This window comes from Nocardia sp. NPDC049220, from assembly GCF_040647855.1.
In the GTDB taxonomy this organism is placed as follows: domain Bacteria; phylum Actinomycetota; class Actinomycetes; order Mycobacteriales; family Mycobacteriaceae; genus Nocardia.
In genome coordinates, this window is sequence record NZ_JBEZDA010000005.1 from 1 (window position 1) to 18,556 (window position 18,556).

General features: G+C 64.5%; 18 protein-coding genes. 11 read left to right on the top strand and 7 right to left on the bottom strand.

Annotation, left to right across the window (positions count from 1 at the left end):
• Nucleotides 1–189 (bottom strand): hypothetical protein (locus AB0C34_RS15475; protein WP_357072259.1); only part of this gene is annotated, 189 nt, incomplete at its 3' end.
• 54 nt (nucleotides 190–243) lie between these two features.
• On the opposite strand from AB0C34_RS15475, the gene AB0C34_RS15480 reads away from it, so the two are divergent.
• From AB0C34_RS15480 to AB0C34_RS15505, 6 genes are all read left to right on the top strand, one after another.
• On the top strand, nucleotides 244–3,828 hold the full coding sequence (locus AB0C34_RS15480; RefSeq protein ID WP_357072262.1) for an alpha/beta fold hydrolase: 3,585 nt from the start codon (nucleotides 244–246) through the stop codon (nucleotides 3,826–3,828).
• 246 nt (nucleotides 3,829–4,074) lie between these two features.
• Nucleotides 4,075–4,200, top strand: a complete 126-nt coding sequence (locus AB0C34_RS15485; RefSeq protein ID WP_357072265.1) for a hypothetical protein — start codon at nucleotides 4,075–4,077, stop codon at nucleotides 4,198–4,200.
• Nucleotides 4,193–4,858 carry a hypothetical protein gene (locus tag AB0C34_RS15490; RefSeq protein ID WP_357072268.1) on the top strand — a complete coding sequence of 222 codons (666 nt, stop codon included), beginning with the start codon at nucleotides 4,193–4,195 and terminating at the stop codon, nucleotides 4,856–4,858. Before AB0C34_RS15485 ends, AB0C34_RS15490 begins: the two co-directional genes overlap by 8 nt.
• Nucleotides 4,859–4,937: 79 nt before the next feature.
• Entirely contained in the window at nucleotides 4,938–5,444 is a 507-nt protein-coding gene (locus AB0C34_RS15495) for a YbaB/EbfC family nucleoid-associated protein (RefSeq protein WP_357072271.1), read from the top strand.
• Nucleotides 5,445–5,684: 240 nt separating this feature from the next.
• Nucleotides 5,685–7,277, top strand: a complete 1,593-nt coding sequence (locus AB0C34_RS15500) for a hypothetical protein (protein ID WP_357072274.1) — start codon at nucleotides 5,685–5,687, stop codon at nucleotides 7,275–7,277.
• A complete protein-coding gene (locus AB0C34_RS15505; protein WP_357072277.1) occupies nucleotides 7,274–8,053 on the top strand; it encodes an ESX secretion-associated protein EspG in 780 nt (259 codons plus the stop codon). The genes AB0C34_RS15500 and AB0C34_RS15505 overlap by 4 nt, the downstream gene beginning before the upstream one ends.
• A 91-nt stretch (nucleotides 8,054–8,144) precedes the next feature.
• Here AB0C34_RS15505 and AB0C34_RS15510 read toward each other — a convergent pair whose 3' ends face one another.
• The 4 genes from AB0C34_RS15510 to mca all read right to left on the bottom strand — a co-directional run bounded on the left by AB0C34_RS15510 (nucleotide 8,145) and on the right by mca (nucleotide 11,344).
• Nucleotides 8,145–8,942 (bottom strand): SDR family oxidoreductase, encoded by a 798-nt coding sequence (locus tag AB0C34_RS15510; protein ID WP_357072280.1) that lies wholly within the window; start codon nucleotides 8,940–8,942, stop codon nucleotides 8,145–8,147.
• 504 nt (nucleotides 8,943–9,446) lie between these two features.
• The gene (locus AB0C34_RS15515) at nucleotides 9,447–10,025 is read right to left on the bottom strand and encodes a TIGR03086 family metal-binding protein (protein ID WP_357072283.1); all 579 of its coding nucleotides are present in this window, start codon (nucleotides 10,023–10,025) and stop codon (nucleotides 9,447–9,449) included.
• A 174-nt stretch (nucleotides 10,026–10,199) separates the two neighbouring features.
• Nucleotides 10,200–10,478 (bottom strand): hypothetical protein, encoded by a 279-nt coding sequence (locus AB0C34_RS15520; RefSeq protein WP_357072286.1) that lies wholly within the window; start codon nucleotides 10,476–10,478, stop codon nucleotides 10,200–10,202.
• Complete coding sequence (gene mca / locus AB0C34_RS15525) at nucleotides 10,478–11,344, bottom strand: mycothiol conjugate amidase Mca (RefSeq protein ID WP_357072991.1); 867 nt, start codon at nucleotides 11,342–11,344, stop codon at nucleotides 10,478–10,480. Before mca ends, AB0C34_RS15520 begins: the two co-directional genes overlap by 1 nt.
• A 124-nt stretch (nucleotides 11,345–11,468) precedes the next feature.
• Between mca and AB0C34_RS15530 the strand changes: the two genes are divergently transcribed.
• Both AB0C34_RS15530 and greA read left to right on the top strand, forming a co-directional pair.
• Nucleotides 11,469–11,939 (top strand): DUF4307 domain-containing protein, encoded by a 471-nt coding sequence (locus tag AB0C34_RS15530; RefSeq protein WP_357072289.1) that lies wholly within the window; start codon nucleotides 11,469–11,471, stop codon nucleotides 11,937–11,939.
• Between the two features lie 293 nt (nucleotides 11,940–12,232).
• Nucleotides 12,233–12,727 carry a transcription elongation factor GreA gene (greA, locus tag AB0C34_RS15535; protein WP_357072292.1) on the top strand — a complete coding sequence of 165 codons (495 nt, stop codon included), beginning with the start codon at nucleotides 12,233–12,235 and terminating at the stop codon, nucleotides 12,725–12,727.
• A 100-nt stretch (nucleotides 12,728–12,827) separates the two neighbouring features.
• Here greA and AB0C34_RS15540 read toward each other — a convergent pair whose 3' ends face one another.
• Complete coding sequence (locus tag AB0C34_RS15540) at nucleotides 12,828–13,970, bottom strand: cystathionine gamma-synthase (protein ID WP_357072295.1); 1,143 nt, start codon at nucleotides 13,968–13,970, stop codon at nucleotides 12,828–12,830.
• Between the two features lie 213 nt (nucleotides 13,971–14,183).
• Here AB0C34_RS15540 and AB0C34_RS15545 point away from each other — a divergent pair, with 213 nt between their 5' ends.
• The gene (locus AB0C34_RS15545; protein ID WP_357072298.1) at nucleotides 14,184–15,359 is read left to right on the top strand and encodes an acyl-CoA dehydrogenase family protein; all 1,176 of its coding nucleotides are present in this window, start codon (nucleotides 14,184–14,186) and stop codon (nucleotides 15,357–15,359) included.
• Between the two features lie 64 nt (nucleotides 15,360–15,423).
• On the opposite strand, the gene AB0C34_RS15550 is transcribed toward AB0C34_RS15545, so the two are convergent.
• Complete coding sequence (locus AB0C34_RS15550; RefSeq protein ID WP_357072302.1) at nucleotides 15,424–16,812, bottom strand: cystathionine beta-synthase; 1,389 nt, start codon at nucleotides 16,810–16,812, stop codon at nucleotides 15,424–15,426.
• Nucleotides 16,813–16,917: 105 nt separating this feature from the next.
• On the opposite strand from AB0C34_RS15550, the gene AB0C34_RS15555 reads away from it, so the two are divergent.
• Together AB0C34_RS15555 and AB0C34_RS15560 are read left to right on the top strand one after the other, a co-directional pair.
• On the top strand, nucleotides 16,918–17,379 hold the full coding sequence (locus AB0C34_RS15555) for a hypothetical protein (RefSeq protein WP_357072305.1): 462 nt from the start codon (nucleotides 16,918–16,920) through the stop codon (nucleotides 17,377–17,379).
• Between the two features lie 260 nt (nucleotides 17,380–17,639).
• Nucleotides 17,640–18,506 carry an SGNH/GDSL hydrolase family protein gene (locus AB0C34_RS15560; RefSeq protein WP_357072307.1) on the top strand — a complete coding sequence of 289 codons (867 nt, stop codon included), beginning with the start codon at nucleotides 17,640–17,642 and terminating at the stop codon, nucleotides 18,504–18,506.
• Nucleotides 18,507–18,556 lie beyond the last annotated feature (50 nt).

An 18,556-nucleotide genomic window follows, 5' to 3' on the forward strand; every position in this document is an offset into this window, starting at 1 on the left:
ATACCCCCCAACCACTCCACCAACCCACCACCACACCAAACCCAAATCACCACCAACCCCCACCCAAACAACCCCACACCACATCAACCACCAAATACCGGCCACTTCGACGCCGGCGGCCGCGATGAAGCCGATGAGATCGCCGATACCGCAGCGGGAAAGGCCACCGAGACCGACAGACCATTGCACCGACCAGAGCAAAAGATTGTATCCGTCGGTGCCGGCGCAGCCGCTACGGAACCCGTGAACACCCTGCCGTCGGGGGAATCTGGTGAGACGAAAGCGGTTGCGCAACAATATTACTGGACCTATAACGGTGCCGTCGGCGAACGGGCCGAGGCAGCGATGCGCGTCCGGCCGGATCGGCCGACACATCCGGAGGCGGACGGGACCACGCCTGCGCAGCCGCCTGCCCCATCTACCCGAGCCGCAAACCGCCTGCAGGCAGACTTTATCGGCGACAACCATTATGTCCCGCTGCAGTCCGACCTGTCGGAGCATCGAGAGTACGAGAACCGACTGCTCTACGCCGCCTCGATTGCGCACGGACTGGCCGCCGATGATCCCCTAGCGCGTCAGCGAATCAGCAATGGACTCGCCCAACTGCGTGCCGTCCTCGCGATGCGATGGGCGGCGACGCTGGACCGGCACCATTTCGCTGCCGAGCTGCACCACGCGAGGAGCCGACCCGCATCAGCCGATTCGGCCGAACAACTCGAGGTTCGCATCGGCCTGATGGATGAGGAGGTACGGCGCCGGGATACGGAACTGGAAGCTGCGCTCGAGGACATGGCGCCGCTGCTCGAGCGGATAGATCCGAATGCGCTGAGCGATCACTGCGCTCCACTGGCCGTCATGGCGGCACAAGCCGTGACCGGCAACGAAAGGATCCAGTGGATCGAGCGGAATGTGAGCCTGGACGGCACATCGCTATTCGAGATCGCCTCCGCTCTCGGGGGACGGCCGCATGTGATCGCGTCGCACAGTGACATCAGGAGCCTCTTGCCCGCTGGGGCCGCCAGGATCGGCGAGCCGAGCGGCGGCGATGGCGACTCGGCCCATCACGTCACGGTCGTAGTGTCCGAATTCGATGGCCGCACCGGGGGGCATGCATATGTGGTGACATCCTGGCGCGGTCGCTGGTGGACTATCGACTGGAATGGCGTGCTGGTCAAAGAGTTCTTGCCGGAACATCGACATGATCGAGTGACAATATGGGGGTTTGTCTTTGCCGGGCCCAACGGTACAGCGCTGGACCCATTGACCGATGCCGAGCGCACACAACTCGAAGACCTGCATCGACAGCACCGAGAAATGGAGCAGGAGTTGGCGGAGTTGTCGGCCCTGCAACTTCGACTCGACGCGCGGCTGGTAGACGACCCCGGACAAGGCCTCGAGTTCTTCTGGGAACTTGTCGCAGAACAGTTGCCCAATTCGCCGCTCGGACACGCTGCGCGTGATAGCGCATCGCGAAAGACCGCGCGTGAGACGCTGGAGCAAGCGGACCTCGACCAACTCTGGTCCTTGGCCGAGCTATACAGACAAGCAGTAGCAGAACAGTTGCAGGATACCGAGGCTCAGGCGAGTCGCATTCTGTTCGGCGCGGAGGTCGAAGGCCCTGGGTCGCACAGGGGCCTCCGGACCGACATATCAGCGGAGGATCGCGAGCCCCGGCCGAAAACCATCCGGGGCGGTTCCGTTTCCGAGCCTATCGCAACCGAACTGATACACGGTACGGTCGACTTGGAAACAAAAATCGCTGTTGAGCGACTGGCTCCGCAGGCGAGTGCCATGTCGGGCGCGGTATTCGGTCGGCCCGACTCGACGGACCCGGCCGGACCCGAGCAGCAAGATCTCACCTCCGTCAATGGACCCCCGGATTCGGCGATCTCCGCCGAGGATCTCCCTGCGGCAAACCCTCCGCCGCACGACAACCTGTTCGGCACTTCGGAATCGAACCATCCGCCCGTTCGGGAAGGCGGTGACGACAACCGAAGCATGTCGTTCAGCGATGGGGACATGACCGAGGGTATTTGGTCGGGAACAGGCGATGTCGAGGCATACGAGAAGTGGAGGCAGTCCGGGCCAGCGCATTTCAGCTATGGCAAATTCTGGACTAGCGATGAGATGCCTAGAGGTGCTAATTATCGGCTAGGGTATGCATACCCGCTAGCATATGGATACGCAAAATTTAAAGTCAAGTGCGCATTCGAACTCTACCGGGATGGAATTTTTAATGGGTCTGATTCAGCCGAGGTGTCGGTTGCCAAGGGCGTCGAATTTCGGAAAGCTGCAGCCGAGATGGCGGCACTTCCTCATTCGAAAGAGTATCCTCTCGATGCCTATAGGATTCCTGGGCCAGTCGCGCTGGATCTGCGGAATTATAGAAGTTTGTCGATAGTGTCGGGGTGGAAGGATCAGGTGCCGGTCAGCGAACCCGAAGCGGTGCGCGCATTGGTCGAAGCCGGAGTCCTCGACCCGAATAATCCTGAAATCGACCCTCGGGTCACGTTGGGCTGGCCGGATGAGGTGCTCGCCCGCGGCGATAGTTCAGGTCCCGCGGCTCGGGTCGAGAACCCCGTGGGGGATGACACGCAATCACTCGATTCCGGCGAACACGTCGTTCCGGCCCAGGGCGAACCGGAATCCACCCACACGGACGCATTGCTCGAATCGCCGCACGATCGGGACCAGCGACGCGAACTGGGGCGTCGGTTCGGTCACGAGGCCGCGCTCACGGCGCTGCCGGACGACGTGGTGTGGGCTGCCGAAGACGCGATGGCGACGCGCTTCGAAAAGGCCCCGCTGTATGCCACGCGAATACCGGATGACCGTGTGCCGGGCGGCAGCAGAGTCCTACATTTCCGTGTGGCGGGCGATCCGCACGGGTATCCGATTTTGATGTCGCCGGGTTCGCCGGTCGGCGTCGACGGCCCGCTGCCCGACCTGAAGGAACTGACCGACCGAGGATTCGCTCTGATCACTGTGGAGCGGCCGGGGTATGGCGATTCCACCCGACTTCCGGATCGTGAAGTCGCAGACTGCGCCCGCGACATCATGTATGTAGCTGATCTGTTCGCACTGGACCGATATTCGGTGCTGGGTCGGTCGGGCGGTGGTTCGACAGCCATTTCCGTCGGCGCGTTGGACCCTGGGCGGGTCGAACGTGTCGTCTCCCTTGTTGGCCTGGCTCCTAAACTCGAGGAAAGTGGTGACTGGTCCGCAGGGATGGGTGAGGCGAATAAAGCGGCGTTTTTCGATGGCGCGATCATGAAAATGGCGCAGAGAACTGGTGAGCGCGGCGAATGGCTTCTCGCGCTCAACGAAGATTACTTCACGGAGCTGGATTACAAGTGGGCGGGATGGAACTCCGACCTTCTGGCCAAAAGCTATCAGCGCGGGCTGCGGGAAGATCGTGAAGCATGGGTGGACGATGTCATCCAAGCTGCCCAACCCTGGGGGATCGAGTTCGATGATTACCGGGTTCCTGTCGATCTTGTACACGGCACCGTCGACCAATTTTCGCCGGTCCAGCACAGTTATACCAATGCATTGCTCATTCCTACATCCAAACTATTTTTGTACGATGGAGTCTCTCATATGATGGGACTGGACTCATTACCAGTGATTGTCAGTCATTTCCGTTCCGAGCGGGATGCGTACATGAGCGACATGGACGAATATCATCCGGGGCGGTTCGAACAAGTTCGGGCCGCCGATGCCAAACCGCTCCCATTCCCAAGGTGGCAACTGTGGCATGGGGTGGGCTGGAAACCCAGACCTGAGTTAGGACATACTGGGCCGGCTTTTCGGCCTCTGGGGCTGTGACCTGGATCGATGGCTGGTTCTGGGTGGGGATCGGCGCATTGGCCTCGATCTTTCTCGGGGTGCCTGTCGTGGCTCGGGCGGGTTCGGATTGGTTTCTGGTCGCTGATCAGTGACGGGTGGGCGGCATTGGGTGGCTCCGGTCAGTATCTGCTCAGCCGGGATGAATTGCCGAAGCCAGTGAGCGCTAGACGCGACAAGTCACTGCTCCCTGTGGACGACGAGCACGCCGAACGCCAAGATAGATGAATGTTCCGCCTTGTCGATGTCGTCGCGCCCCCGGAGCGGTTGCGCCGCAGGGAAGTCGGGCGGCACCGGCTGCTGTTCGGTGACCGGTATGCGTCCACGATCCTCGAGGCCGACACAGATGTCTGACCCTCCGGCCCGGCACGGCGATGACCCGCACATTTCCCTCCGGTTGGCCCGCACCAATGCCGAGGCACATCTATACATGGATCTTCATCCGTGCGACGCCTGCGGTGCGAGCGACTTTCATCCCCGCAGTTCCGTGGTCATGATCGTGCACGATCTGGGAAGCCGATACCACGGCACATGCCCGTCCTGCGGTACGGAGCGCGAGTTCGTCTTCCGCATCCCCGAGCAGACCCACGCCCCGTCCGGTGACGCGGTGCAGTACGGAGACGCGCGGCCGTCGGAGCTGCTCGACCCAGGCGAGTGGCTGTGGGTGGCGGACTCGGCGAGCGGCCAGGGTCCCGCCGACCCGTCAGGGCTGTCGCCGGAGGAAACAACTCGACAGCGGTACTTTCTCGCGGTGGCCGTGGCTGCCATAGCGGAAGTGCTCAAGTTCGTCCCGGAGGGCGCCGACGCCGTGCCCGACAGCGCGTTCGTCAGCGAGCGCGGGCATAGCGTTTACGCGGCCGAGCCGGGACGGTTCTCGAAACCGCGGCTGGAAGCCGTGCTCGGCGCTTATCGGGATATCTCCATGCGGTTCGGCGCCACCCGAGTCGACGAGACCATACCGGGCACGACCAGCACGGCATCGAATGTTGATCAGGAGGAGTCAACAGAATGAGTAGGACAAGAGTGGGTCTCGTGAGCTCGCTACGCATCGGCGCAGGAATGGATGCGAACGACGGAAGCCGTATCCGACGATGACCAACGAGCATCGCAAGGCCGACCTGGCGGATGCGTTGGACAGCTTGCAGCAACAGGTGCAGCTGGTCGCGGAGATGCAGCAGCGGCGCGCTGGTCTCACCGGCACTGGGACGGTACCCAACGACTACGTCACCATCACGGTCAACGCCGACAACGCAGTGATCCAGACGCAATTTTCGCCCGACATCGGTGAACTGGACTTCGAGGAGATCGCCGAAGCGGTCACTGCCGCAGCCCAGGCCGCGATCGCCGACGTGGCACGCAAAGTTCACCTGCTGACCGAGCCGCTGGCCGCGCAGCGGCGCACGACGCCCACGCTGCAACAGATGCTCGAGGGCCTCACGGGCGTAAGCGTGGAGTTACCGGACGCGCCGCCGGCCACTTTGGTGCCACCAGGATCCGCGAACCACGAATTCGACGGCACAGCAACGGTATCCAGCGAAGGTGGGGACTATGACGAACGACCGCGTCGGCGCCGTGGTGCCACCGGCACGTCGTGGTGAGGCGACTGGCCTGAGAAGGCTGGATATCCGTACACGACAGTCGAGAGAGGTATAGGACAGTTGGCCGAACCGAAACTTCCTGTGCGCCGGTAACATCAAGAGAAATCGTCTCGGACGATTCCGGGGTCGCTCGGCGCAGGCCGCTGCGAGCGGATAATTTCCAGAAAGAGATGGTGGGGTGTGAGCCGAAAAGCGGAACCTGAAGCAAACATCGCCAACCCAGCGCGTGACCTTGCCCGAATGGGGAACGAAGGTCTCATCAAGATCAAGCCCACGCTAGGTCGGGAGGGCGTCGCCCTGTGTCAAGACGCCACCGCTAAAGTGCTTGCCCTGCAAAGTAAGATCGGCGATATTTCCAGTCTGCGCCCCTTCAGTAATCTGGCAACCGGCGCAGAACTAGCCAGCAAGTTCTCCGGTAAAGCCGTCGACCTGGGTCGCATCTTGGCGGTGCACCTGACAATCCTCCAAGACCTGGCGGACGCGTTCAAGGCGGCCTCGAGGGCATATGAGGGAACCGAGAATGCTTCGAAGAACGAGTTCTACAAGCTCACTATGCCTACCAAGCCTGTTGCCCTGAGCGCTGATGCTCCGACTCCCCCCGACCTGACGAATCCGGTTTCGCCGATGTTCCGTGACAAGCTCCATTACCCAAGCGCACGCTATCCCCTCTCCGAACTTCCTGACCTTGCGAAATTCGGCGTCCAGGTCGACGACTGGAATATCAGCGGCGAAAACGCATACGCTATATCACGCGACGCCTACATCGAGCTGCCGCATCAGGTCCGACCGGACTACATCAGCTATGTGGCGCACACATGGGATTGGCTAACTCTGGGATTGGGAGATGCCTTCGATTTCTTTCATCAGCGCCTGAACGATCTCGAGAATGAGTGGGAAGGCGAGGGGAAGACGAAGGCGATAGGTGCATCGCGGAAATATGGTGGAATGATCGATGCGCTGAGTCTGAACACCGCGCATATCGGCGCGAACCTCCACAGCACCTCGGATTGGCTGCGCAGCACCCGCGACCAAATGCTGACCGCCATTTCAGCATCGAAGAGCCCCGATAATCCCACTACCGATATCCGCACTAATTTTTTCCCAATAGTCGAACACACATACAACAAGGGCGTGGAAGCGTCGAGCAAAGGTATACCCGTATTCCAGATCCCGGTCACTCCAGTCGCATCCACACCGGACATCCCCGACCCGACTCGGCCGGCCGAGGTCGTCGGCGGCGGCGGCGCACCATATGGGGTTGCTGCGACGCGGGCTTTCGGGCAGCAAACGCAGCCGCAGCGTGCGGCGCAGTTGCAGGAAGCCGCGCAACGGGCGGCGCTGGACCAAGGAGCGCAACAACAGGCACAGGCACAACAGGCAGCGAACCAGTCGGCTGGCCAGCAAGCGCTCCAAGGTGTTCAGCAAGCGGCCGAGCAGGCACTCGAACGCGCGCAGCATGCGACGCAATCCACGCCCGTGCCTGCCACCCCGTCGGGGATACCGGACCGGTTGTCGACAGCGGCACGCGGCGGTGTGGGGGGTGGCCCGGGCGGGGGCGCAAAAGGGCCGAATGGCGCGGTTCCGAAGGCACTAGCGAACGCAGCACCAAGGCAGTTGTTTCCGCGTGCGGTGGTCGCCGCCTCAGGGACAGCCGCTCTAGCAGGACCGGCGTCGACAGCAGGCGCGCCGGGTCCGGCGGGGGCTCCGGCCCAGGCCGGGAAACAGGGGCAAGAGCAGGGGCACAAGCGCCTTCGCCAGCTGAATTCCACAAGCCATCTCGACGAGGCCATCGGAAAGCCGCAAATAGTGTCGAACCCGCTGGTCGACGAATGAGCCGAACCTGGACCTTCAGTGACGTAGAATTCGTTTCACTCTGGGAGGGGGTCACGAAGGAATTTCTGCCGCCGCCGCTGACCTTTTCGAGTCTAACGCCGAGATACGACGACTACGTACGCGAGATGTTCGAGACGCGAAAACAGCTTCGGACAACGCTGGATCCGAATTTCGATATCGCACTACACGCGATTTCGCAGCCGGACATCCGCATCTGCGCTCAAGGCTGGGACGGCCTGGATCCGGAGAATCCGAAGAGGTGCGTTCGGGTACTAGGAACTCTGCAGGGACAGCGCGGCTACGTCACGCGACAGATTCCCGGGGAAACGATCTGGCACAGCGCAGGGTTCACCGTCACCGAGTGTGACGTGTTGGGTTTGTCCGCTGCCGTCGTGAATTGTCTTCCTGACGTCGGCGCAGGCCGGCGAGGAGACATAGTACTTCCGGTTCCGTGCGAAGACATGGACTATCGATACGGTCGTTCCTCCGTAGTCAGGTCGATCGACGACACATCGGACAGTCGGTCCGATACGTTTCTCCGAGAACCTGCGTCGAGCATTGGCACAATCGCCGTCGTACAAGGTCGATCGCTGTACGGCCCACGTGGCATCACCGAACACACCATTGCGTGGCGGGATATCATCGATGACGGCCGGTACGCGATCCCTCCAGGCAACCCTCCGACCGCCTATGGCGTCGACACCAAGCGGTTGACAGAGACGATCAATGTTTGCGTCGCAGAAGTAGTTCGGATGATAGAAGACGAACTCGCGTAGGCCGGCCCCCGTGCACCGCACTGTGGGGCCAGAGCGGACACGTACTGCCAGGCACTCGTCCTGCGCTGGACATGCAGCGACTCCAATCGACTCACGCCGGCTGTGTGCGCGCAGCGCGCACATTCGTTCGCGCGAACCGCATCATGGCACCACGTGGTAGGAACCGGTAGCCATTGGCAAGCATCCGGTTCGCCAGGCCGGAGACGACTGAAGGACCGTGGCCGGAATCGAAGGCGCGCAACCCGACTCCAGCCACGAGTTCGGGGGTTTGGCGTCCGTGGGTCATGAACTCCTTACCCGTAACTTCGAAGAAGCGGGTCTCGGTGGCTCCAGGACACAGGGCCAAGACTCGCACGCCGGATCCCCTTGTCTCCCCCCACAGCGCTTCGGTGAACGACAGTACGAACGCCTTCGACGCCGCGTAGACGGCCATCGTCGGTATCGGCTGAAATGCCGCCGTCGAGGCCACGTTCAGCACGCCGCCGCGGCCGCGGGCGAGCATGCCCGGTAGCAACCGAGCGGTCAACGCGACCAGTGAACCACAGTTGAGTTGAATCTCCCGCGCGACATTGTCCGGATCTTCATCGACGAACAGATTATGCGATCCGAATCCGGCATTGTTCACCAACATATCCACAGTCACCCCTGTCGCGGTGAGCTTTTCTGTCAGCTCGGCCGCGGCCGTGGGGACCGAGAGATCCGCTGTCATAACGGTGACGCCTAGATCCCGATGTGCCGTTTTCAATTGATCAGTCAACGACTGCAGCCGAACCTCGTTACGGGCAATCAGCACAAGGTTCACTCCTCGCGCCGCCAATTGACGGGCGAACTGCTCCCCAATGCCGCTGCTGGCCCCTGTCACGACTGCGGTACTTCCGGTTTCGATCATGACGAGCACCTTCCACATCGGACATGCGTTGTCATTGTCGGTATATCCGTTGCCGATTCATCTACTGAGCTCACTCGGCGATCCAGATACCACCGATTGGACACCCGACGAGAAGCCGAGGCAACCCCGATGGTGCGAATACCGCCTATTGAGCGACCAGACCTGGTCTCTGCCGAATAGGCGAGTTGGGCTGTGGCGGGCAATCGAACCCATTGCCTACACGCTGCCGATGGCCCGCCGACGTACCTCACCACCGACTGCTGCTACCTCGGCAGCTGGCTGTCCACTCGACGCGAGCACTGCCGCACCGGCAACCTCGACCCTGCCCGGGCCGCCAGCGCGGAGCACTCGACGTGGACCTTGCGTCACCACCGCGAGGCAGGTGGCACAGTCGATCGCCGTGCGGCAGATAGCGTTGGCGCGCGGAACGACGCGACGTGCTACCGCATCCTCGAGCAGGCTGTTCGACCGCCGAGATCCGACCGCACCGCAGCGATGTGCCGGCTACGGAGTCCGGGTCGACACCTCGCGTCCGACATAGGCCAAGAGTCGGCGGTGTGCCGGTACCTCCCCGAGGACGGCGACTTCCGGCCCGAAAATGCCGGGCGCGCGGAAGGAATCGATACCGCCCATCGCCTGCATGGTGGCGAGCAATTCGCCGCACAACCCATCGTCAGCCAGATCCGGCCGGTCGATGGCCACCGCGATATCGACGCCGTGCACGAGAACCTCGGTGAGATGCACCAGCGCCGCCGCGGGCCCCGGCAGTTCGCCCAGCGAAATGTCCACGGTGGCGTCGAGCGCGTCCGGCCGATGCCACACCGCGCGATCCACCTCCGCCGCCGCGGCGAACGCGCCCTGCGGATCGCTGCCCAACCAATCGGATTCGTGGTCAGCTCCCGCATCCGTGCCGCTCAGAGCGGCCGCGAACAAATGTATGCCACCCACGGTGTGGTTGAGGACGGTCCGCACGTCCCAATCCAGGCACGGCGTCGGCGCGGCGAGGCCCGCGTCTCCCACAGCGGCGACGATCGCTCCGGTCGCGTCCAGCGCGCGGTCGATCTGTCCGATCACGTTGTCCATGAGCTTCCTTCGGTCGAGCGGTATCGCTGAATTGGTAACACAGGACACCGACCAGCGCGCGACATTGCGAACACCACTTTGCGCCGAAATGGTTGCCAGCGGTGTGCTTCCAAGCGACCGCGGAGAAGGTGAGAGGCGCGAAAGCCATAGCGCAGTTCAGCAGGCTCGCGCAGGTCAGCTCGACTCGGCGCGTCCCTCGGCATCCGCGTCGCTCGACTCCGCACCGGTACGGCGGGTAATGCCGTGCTCGGTTCCCTCGTCGGCCTCCTGGTCCGGTTCGGGATGCTCGGGCTCGAACGTGGCGGGCAGGCCTTTGATGTGCCGGTTCATCGACCTGACCAGCAAGATGGTGCCCGCGAGCAGAATCAGGATGATGACCAGCCCGAGCGGCGATGCCTTGCCGAACTCGGGCCCGGTCGGGGTGCCGGGCGTCTGGGCGAGCAGAACCAGCATCACCGCTGCTCGTCCTGAATGCCCGCGAACAGGTCGGTCTCCGGGAGGTCGGTGTCCACCCTGCTCCGTGCCAGCTCGAATTCCTCCGTCGGCCACAGGCGCTGCTGCACGTCCATCGGAATGGCGAAGAAGGCGCCGTTCGGGTCGATCTGCGTCGCGTGCGCGCGCAACGCGTCGTCCCGCTGTGGGAAGTACTTGGCGCACTCGATCTGGGTGGTGATTCGCGAGGGCACATCGCCACGCTCGGCCTGATACTTGCGCATCCGGTCGAGCCACTCCTGCAACGGGAACGGCTCGCCGATGCGCTCGAACTCCTCGGCGAACACCTCCATGCGCCGCATGCTGAACCCGTGGTCGTAATACAGCTTCAACGGCGCCCACGGCGCACCGGCGTCCGGGAAGCGCTCCGGGTCGCCCGCGGCCTCGAAGGCGGCGATCGACACCTCATGGCAGCGGATGTGATCCGGATGCGGGTAGCCGCCGGTCTCGTCGTAGGTCGTCATCACGTGCGGTTTGAACTCGCGCACCACCCGCACCAGCGCCTCGGTGGCTTCTTCCAGCGGAATCAACGCGAAGCTGCCCTCCGGCAGCGGCGGCAGCGGGTCACCCTCCGGCAGGCCCGAGTCGACGAAACCAAGCCAATGTTGGCGCACGCCGAGCGCACGAGCGGCGGCGGCCATCTCCGCGCGGCGGATCTCGTCGATCCGCTCCAGAACACCCGGCGTGTCCATGGCCGGGTTGAGGATGCTTCCGCGTTCTCCGCCGGTCAGCGTGACAACGAGGACATCGTGTCCTTCATCGGCGTACCGGGCGGTCGTCGCCGCGCCCTTGCTCGATTCGTCGTCGGGGTGGGCATGCACCGCCATGAGGCGAAGGCCACTCACGTTCTCGTTCACCTCATCGCTCTCGGTCGCGGGTGTCAGGTCGTCGTTCCCTATAGTTCCATTCGACCACCATTTGTTCCGAACGTACCCCCGGGAGTGACCGCCCATGACCGAGCCCGCGCCGGAACCCGGCGGTGACGCGACGATCGCGTCCGCGGCGCCGAGTCAGCGCCCCGCCGACCGGTACGGCACGAAACCGCCGGTACGCCGCCGATGGATTCCGCTGGTCCTCGGGCTGCTGGTGGTGCTGGCGGGGCTCGGCGTCGCTTATCTCGGCTACCTGAAGTACGGCCCGGAGCCCATCGAGGCGGAACAGCTCGGCTATACCGTCGTGGACGATTCGACCATGTCGATCCGGCTCAAGGTCACTCGTGCCGATCCCGCGCAACCCGCGGTGTGTTTCGTTCGTGCGATGGCGCGCGACGGCTCCGAACTGGGCCGCCGAGAAGTCCTGGTCGAACCCTCGACGAGCGGCACGGTCGAGCTGACCACTATCGTCCGTTCCTCGGCTCGCCCGGTGTCGGGCAGCATCTACGCGTGCAGTGACCAGGTGCCCAGCTATCTTCGAGCGGGCTGACGGCACTTTTCGTGCGCGGGGTCCTCGAAATTAACTCCGACCTGCACGTTTGTGATTCATGCTAAAATGGCTTGATACACGGTTCCGGGGTTCGGAGCCGTGTTTGCTGCATTGGCGGCCAGCGCTGACGGTTCGGGCTTGCGCGTTTGCCCGTGACCGGGGCCTGTCGGGGTTCGATGAACTTCCCAGGATCGCTCTAGCCGTCGACTGGTGCATGCCCGCCCCCGGTGGGTACTGCAGTAGTGCTCAGGGAATCCCGGCCTGCCGGGAACAACTACTAGGGAGTGATCGAGATGACTGAGACGCAAGTGACCTGGCTGACCCCGGAGTCGCACGACAGGCTCAAAGGCGAACTCGACGCGCTCATCGCCAATCGTCCGATCATCGCCGCCGAAATCAACGAACGCCGTGAAGAAGGCGATCTCAAGGAGAACGGTGGTTACCACGCCGCGCGCGAGGAACAGGGCCAGCAGGAGGCGCGAATCCGCCAACTGCAGGAGCTGCTGAACAACGCCAAGGTCGGCGTCGCACCCACCAAGTCCGGCGTCGCACTCCCCGGCTCGGTCGTCAAGGTCTACTACGACGGCGACGAGTCCGACACCGAAACCTTCCTCATCGCCACCCGCGAAGAGGGGCTCAGCGATTCCAAGCTGGAGACCTACTCGCCGAGTTCCCCGCTGGGTGGCGCGTTGATCAACGCCAAGGTGGGCGAGACCCGGGAGTATACGTTGCCCAACGGCAACACCATGAAGGTCACCTTGCTCAGCGCCGAGCCCTACCACAGCTGACGCTCTCGGCCGTGGCGCTGCGCCCGGTCGACCTCTCCCCCGTGGACACGAGCGGCCGCGCCCGATCATCGGGTGCGGCCGCTTGCTCATATCCGCGAACCTAGCTCAACGCCTGCTCGATGTCCGCGAGCAGGTCGCTGACATCCTCGATACCGACCGAAAGCCGCACCAGGTCCGCGGGCACCTCGAGCTGCGAGCCCTCGGTGGACGCGTGCGTCATCGCGGCCGGATGCTCGATCAGCGACTCGACGCCGCCCAGCGATTCGGCCAGGGTGAACACCTCGGTACGCGCGCAGAACTTGCGGGCAGCCTCGACGTCGCCATGCAAGCGCACCGAGATCATCCCGCCGAACCGGCGCATCTGCTTGTCTGCGACGCCATGTCCGGGGTGCTCGGGCAGTCCCGGGTAGATCACCTGGGAGATCGCCGGATGTCCGGACAGGAATTCCGCGAGGGTTTCGGCGTTGTCGCAGTGCCGGTCCATCCGCAATGCGAGCGTCTTGGTGCCGCGCAGAGTGAGGAAAGCGTCGAACGGACCGGGCACCGCCCCCGCACCGTTCTGCAGAAACGCGAATGCCGCGTCCAGCTCCGGATCATCGGTGATCAGCGCGCCACCGATCACGTCGGAGTGGCCACCCAGGTACTTGGTGGTGGAGTGCACCACGATGTCCGCGCCGAGCAGCAGCGGCTGCTGCAAGTAGGGGGTCGCGAAGGTGTTGTCCACCACCAGTTTGGCTCCGGCGGCGTGCGCGACGTCGGCCAGTGCGGGGATGTCACCGATACTCAGCAACGGGTTGGTCGGGGTCTCGACCCAGACCAGCTTGGTGTTCGGCCGAATCGCGGCACGCATCTCGTCCACGTTGGACACGTGCGCGGGCGAGTGTTCGATGCCCCACTGGCTGAACACCTTGTCGATCAGCCGGAAAGTGCCGCCGTAGGCGTCGTCGGGGATAACGATGTGGTCACCAGGCCGCAGCGTGGCACGCAGCGCGCAATCGGTCGCGGCCATGCCCGAAGCGAATGCCCGGCCGTAGCGACCCGATTCGAGCGCGGCGAGATTCGCCTCGAGCACCGAGCGCGTCGGGTTACCGGTTCGGGCGTACTCGAAACCGCCACGCAAACCACCCACACCGTCCTGGGCGAACGTCGAACTCGCGTAAATGGGCACGTTCACCGCGCCGGTCTGGGGGTCAGGATCGAACCCGGCGTGCACGGCCCGTGTGGAGAATCCCAGCTCGCTCATAGCCTCAGCCTAATCGGGGCGATTCCCGGGCAACTCCCCGGTGGGCCTCTCGGGACCACGCACCGCTCACAGCGCCGGATCGGTGTCGACACAGCGGTATCGCCGCTGCGGCCGATGGCACGGCAGGACGAGCGCGACCAGGTCGAAGTCCCCAGCACAGATCGACCAAGTGAGCCCGGTCGCAACGATCGGGTAGCCGTTTAGGCTGAGGCCATGGTCACTGTCGAAGAGCTGTTCGCCACCGATACCTTGTTGTCTCAGGATGAGCGTGAAATCCGGGATACTGTCGCGGCCTTCGCGGCCCGGCGGCTGCGACCGCACGTCGCGGACTGGTTCGAGGCGGGCACGTTCCCGGTCCGCGAGATCGCACCGGAACTCGGCGAACTCGGACTACTCGGTATGCATCTGGAGGGTTACGGGTGCGCCGGGATGTCGGCGACCAGCTACGGACTGGCCTGCCAGGAGCTGGAAGCGGTCGACTCCGGCGTGCGCAGCATGGTGTCGGTGCAGGGCTCGCTGGCGATGACCGCGATCCACCGATACGGCTCCGAGGAACAGAAGCAGCAGTGGCTGCCAGAGCTGGCCGCGGGCCGGGCGCTCGGCTGTTTCGGGCTCACCGAGCCGGACTTCGGCTCCAACCCCGGCGGCATGCGCACCAAAGCCAAGCGCGACGGCGCCGACTGGGTACTCAGCGGCTCGAAGATGTGGATCACCAACGGATCGGTGGCCGATGTCGCGGTGGTCTGGGCGCAGACCGAGGACGAGGGCAAGCAGGTGATCCGCGGGTTTCTGGTTCCGGCCGACACGCCCGGCTTCACCACACGGGAAATGCACCGCAAGTTGTCCCTGCGCGCATCGGTCACCGCGGAGCTGGACTTCGACGACGTTCGCCTTCCTGCCGACGCGGCGCTTCCGCAATCACGCGGCCTCGCCGCGCCGCTGGCCTGCTTGAGCGAAGCACGGTTCGGCATCGTCTTCGGCGCGCTCGGCGCGGCCCGCGACTGCCTCGCCACGACCATCGAATACGCCAGGACCCGGGAAGTCTTCGACAAACCGCTGGCCGCCTACCAGCTGACCCAGGCCAAGCTCGCCGATATGGCGCTGGAGTTCGGCAAGGGCCAATTGCTCGCGCTGCATATCGGGCGCCTGAAGGACCGCGGCGAGGTCACCCCGGAACAGGTGAGTGCGGGCAAACTGAACAGCACGCGCGAGTCCATCGCGATCGCCCGTGAGTGTCGCACCATCCTCGGCGCCAACGGCATCACACTCGACTACCCGGTGCTTCGCCATGCGAACAATCTGGAGTCGGTGCTCACCTACGAGGGCACGGCGGAAGTGCACCAGCTGGTGCTCGGTCGGGCGCTGACCGACGCGAATGCTTTTCGCTGACCAGAATTTTCACCTGACGGTGGCCCCGCGCCGCGCGATCAGGTGATCGGATCCGCTGTGCTCGCTACTTTCCGATGGTCCCGGTACTGAGGAAACCGAGCAGATCGTGTCGGGTGATGACGCCGACGGGCTTGCCCTCCTCGACCACCATCAGCGCGTCGGTGTCCGACAGCGCCTTCGTGGCGGCCGAAAGCGGTTCGCCCGAACCGATCAGCGGGAACGAGGGGCTCATGTGCTTGGACACCGAATCGGTCAGCTGCGCACGGCCTTCGAACACCGCCGACAGCAGATCGCGCTCGGACACACTGCCCGCGACCTCGCCCGCCATGACCGGCGGCTCGGCGCCGACCACGGGCATCTGCGACACCCCGTACTCGCGCAGGATCTCGATCGCGTCGCGCAACGTCTCCGAGGGATGGGTGTGCACCAGGTCCGGCAGCTCACCGGACTTGCCGCGCAACACGTCACCGACCAACGGCTCGGCGGTGCCGTCCAACCGCTCGCGCAGGAAGCCGTAGGAACTCATCCACCGATCGTTGAAGATCTTCGACAGGTAGCCGCGACCACCGTCCGGCAGCAGCACCACGACCACCGCGTCCGGATCCCGCCTCGCCACCTCGATGGCGGCGACTACAGCCATCCCGCACGAGCCGCCGACAAGCAGGCCCTCCTCACGGGCAAGCCGCCTGGTCATCTCGAAGGAATCCGCGTCGGACACCGCGATGATCTCGTCCGGCACGGTGGGGTCGTAGGCGGACGGCCAGAAATCCTCGCCGACGCCCTCGACCAGATACGGCCGTCCGCTGCCGCCGGAGTACACCGAACCTTCCGGGTCGGCACCGATGATCTCGACCTTGCCGCCGGACACCTCCTTGAGATAGCGGCCGGTGCCGGTGATGGTGCCCCCGGTGCCGACACCGGCCACGAAGTGGGTGACCTTGCCGTCCGTGTCGTGCCAGATCTCCGGGCCGGTCGTCTCGTAATGACTGTCCGGGCCGCCCGGGTTGGAGTACTGGTCGGGTTTCCACGCACCGTCGATCTCGCGGACCAGGCGGTCGGAGACGCTGTAGTAACTGTCCGGATGGTCCGGCGGCACAGCGGTCGGGCACACCACGACCTCGGCGCCGTAGGCACGCAGCACGTTGCGTTTGTCTTCACTGACCTTGTCCGGGCAGACGAACACGCAGTTGTAGCCGCGCTGCTGCGCGACCAGCGCCAGGCCGACGCCCGTGTTGCCGGACGTGGGCTCGACGATGGTGCCACCGGCGCGCAGGTCCCCGGACTTCTCGGCGGCGTCGATCATCTTCACCGCGATTCGGTCCTTGGAACTGCCGCCGGGATTCAGGTATTCGATCTTGGCCGCCACCAGCCCGGCGTTCGACCCCACGACCGAGTTCAACCGGACCAGCGGGGTATTGCCGATGAGGTCCACGACATGATCCGCGATGCGCATGTCCCCCATAGTTGCAGACGCGCTAACTGTGTGTTCGCGCGCGCCGCGCGCGAGCGCGTCCGACTACTCCCCAATCGGCACCCCATACCTTTAGGATCGGCAGCCATGAGGCAGCCGAACATCGCCCGTGGCGCCACAATCCTGGCCGGATCAGCTGTGGCCCTGTTGGTCGGCTCCGGCGTGCAGGCGAACGCGACCACCATCGAATTTCCCCAGGTGCCCACGCTCGCGCGCGGCGGTCTGTGCTGGACCAGCATTCGCACCTGGGCCGACACCAGCCCCGAATGGCCAGGTCGCGCCATTCTCAACGTGCGCGCGCTGCCGGTCTCCGGCGTCGGGCCCGGCAGTTACCCGCTTGCGCCGCTGTGCGAGGTTCGCACCATGGTCGCCTGGCGCAACACCACCACCGGCGCGACAGGCAGCTACGACAACGTGGTGGTTACCGGCATTTACGGCAGCATCCAGTACGCGCTGTTCCAAGACACCGGTCCCGGAGTCGTCGAGGTGACCGTGTCCACCGACGCCGCGAGCGTCCCCGCCCGTGGCACGTTCGTGGTGCCGGGCTGACCCGCGCCGACGGACCGGCACGGTCACATCCCACCAGTGCCCGCGACCGGACGGGGCCACCGTTCAACGCCGCGCGTTTCTCGACGAAACCGCACTGTGGCATCGATCACGGCCGCATCGGCGGACCGGCCGCTGCCCAGGCCGCGGAGCACGACAATCGAAAGCTGCTTGTGGACAACCGACACACGCCGCGGACCTCATGCGGACCCGTTCGGCATTCCGGGGCTCGGTGCCGCCGCCCGTGTTCGTAGACTCCTGCCGTGAACGCACCTAGGTTCCGCTGGCGTACTGCCGCGGTGACCAGCGCCGCGACCGTGCTTGCCGGTTCGGGCGCGAGCACCGCGTGGTGGATGGCCTATCGCCTGCTCATTGCCCAAGCGGGGGTCGCGCGCGGCGTGATCGGACGGGATACGTCCAAACCACCCGAGGCGGACGGCATCTACACCGCGGGCTGCGCGGCGCCGGAGCCATGGCGCACCGGACAATACGCCGACCTGCATCTGATGATCTTCGGCGACTCCACGGCGGCGGGCGTCGGCTGTCTCGTCGCTGACGAAGTGCCGGGCGTGCGCCTGGCCCGCGGACTCGCCGAAGCGACCGGCCGGCGAATCCGGTTGAGCACCAAAGCGATTTCCGGCGCAACCTCCAAAGGATTGGCCGGCCAGGTGGACGCGATGTTCGTGGCGGGTTTGCCACCGGACGCCGCGATCATCCTCGTCGGCGCCAATGACATCACCAAAAAACACTCGATCCGCGCCTCGGCGCGCCGGCTCGCCGCGGCGGTCGCCCGGTTACGCCGCGCCGACGTGACGGTGGTCGTCGGCACCTGTCCAGACCTCGGCACGGTGACCGCGATCCCGCAGCCGCTGCGGACCGTGGTGCGTAACTGGAGCGTTCGCTTGGCGAAGGCGCAGAACGTCGCGACAACCGTCGCGGGTGGGCATGCGGTGCCGATGGGCCATCTGCTCGCCCCGGAGTTCCGCGCCGCTCCTGAACTCCTTTTCTCGGCGGACGGTTTCCATCCGTCGGCCGCGGGTTACGAACTGGCCGCCGCGCAACTGCTCCCGGTGCTGATCGCAGCGTTGAACGAGGTGACCCCGCTTTCCGCCCACTGCGACGGGACGTAGATTCGATACGAACCCGCGAGTAACAAACCGGTTCGTCAGGACCGTTCGAC

Excerpts from the sequence above, each read along its gene's own strand:
- AB0C34_RS15505 (WP_357072277.1), top strand. The coding sequence starts at position 7,274 with ATGAGCCGAACCTGGACCTTCAGTGACGTAGAATTCGTTTCACTCTGG.
- AB0C34_RS15490 (WP_357072268.1), top strand. The coding sequence starts at position 4,193 with ATGTCTGACCCTCCGGCCCGGCACGGCGATGACCCGCACATTTCCCTC.
- AB0C34_RS15485 (WP_357072265.1), top strand. The coding sequence starts at position 4,075 with ATGTTCCGCCTTGTCGATGTCGTCGCGCCCCCGGAGCGGTTGCGCCGC.
- mca (WP_357072991.1), bottom strand. The coding sequence starts at position 11,344 with ATGGCGGTGCATGCCCACCCCGACGACGAATCGAGCAAGGGCGCGGCG.
- AB0C34_RS15510 (WP_357072280.1), bottom strand. The coding sequence starts at position 8,942 with ATGATCGAAACCGGAAGTACCGCAGTCGTGACAGGGGCCAGCAGCGGC.
- AB0C34_RS15555 (WP_357072305.1), top strand. The coding sequence starts at position 16,918 with ATGAGGCAGCCGAACATCGCCCGTGGCGCCACAATCCTGGCCGGATCA.
- AB0C34_RS15540 (WP_357072295.1), bottom strand. The coding sequence starts at position 13,970 with ATGAGCGAGCTGGGATTCTCCACACGGGCCGTGCACGCCGGGTTCGAT.
- AB0C34_RS15500 (WP_357072274.1), top strand. The coding sequence starts at position 5,685 with ATGGGGAACGAAGGTCTCATCAAGATCAAGCCCACGCTAGGTCGGGAG.
- AB0C34_RS15530 (WP_357072289.1), top strand. The coding sequence starts at position 11,469 with ATGACCGAGCCCGCGCCGGAACCCGGCGGTGACGCGACGATCGCGTCC.
- AB0C34_RS15520 (WP_357072286.1), bottom strand. The coding sequence starts at position 10,478 with ATGCTGGTTCTGCTCGCCCAGACGCCCGGCACCCCGACCGGGCCCGAG.
- AB0C34_RS15550 (WP_357072302.1), bottom strand. The coding sequence starts at position 16,812 with ATGCGCATCGCGGATCATGTCGTGGACCTCATCGGCAATACCCCGCTG.
- AB0C34_RS15545 (WP_357072298.1), top strand. The coding sequence starts at position 14,184 with ATGGTCACTGTCGAAGAGCTGTTCGCCACCGATACCTTGTTGTCTCAG.
- AB0C34_RS15515 (WP_357072283.1), bottom strand. The coding sequence starts at position 10,025 with ATGGACAACGTGATCGGACAGATCGACCGCGCGCTGGACGCGACCGGA.
- greA (WP_357072292.1), top strand. The coding sequence starts at position 12,233 with ATGACTGAGACGCAAGTGACCTGGCTGACCCCGGAGTCGCACGACAGG.
- AB0C34_RS15495 (WP_357072271.1), top strand. The coding sequence starts at position 4,938 with ATGACCAACGAGCATCGCAAGGCCGACCTGGCGGATGCGTTGGACAGC.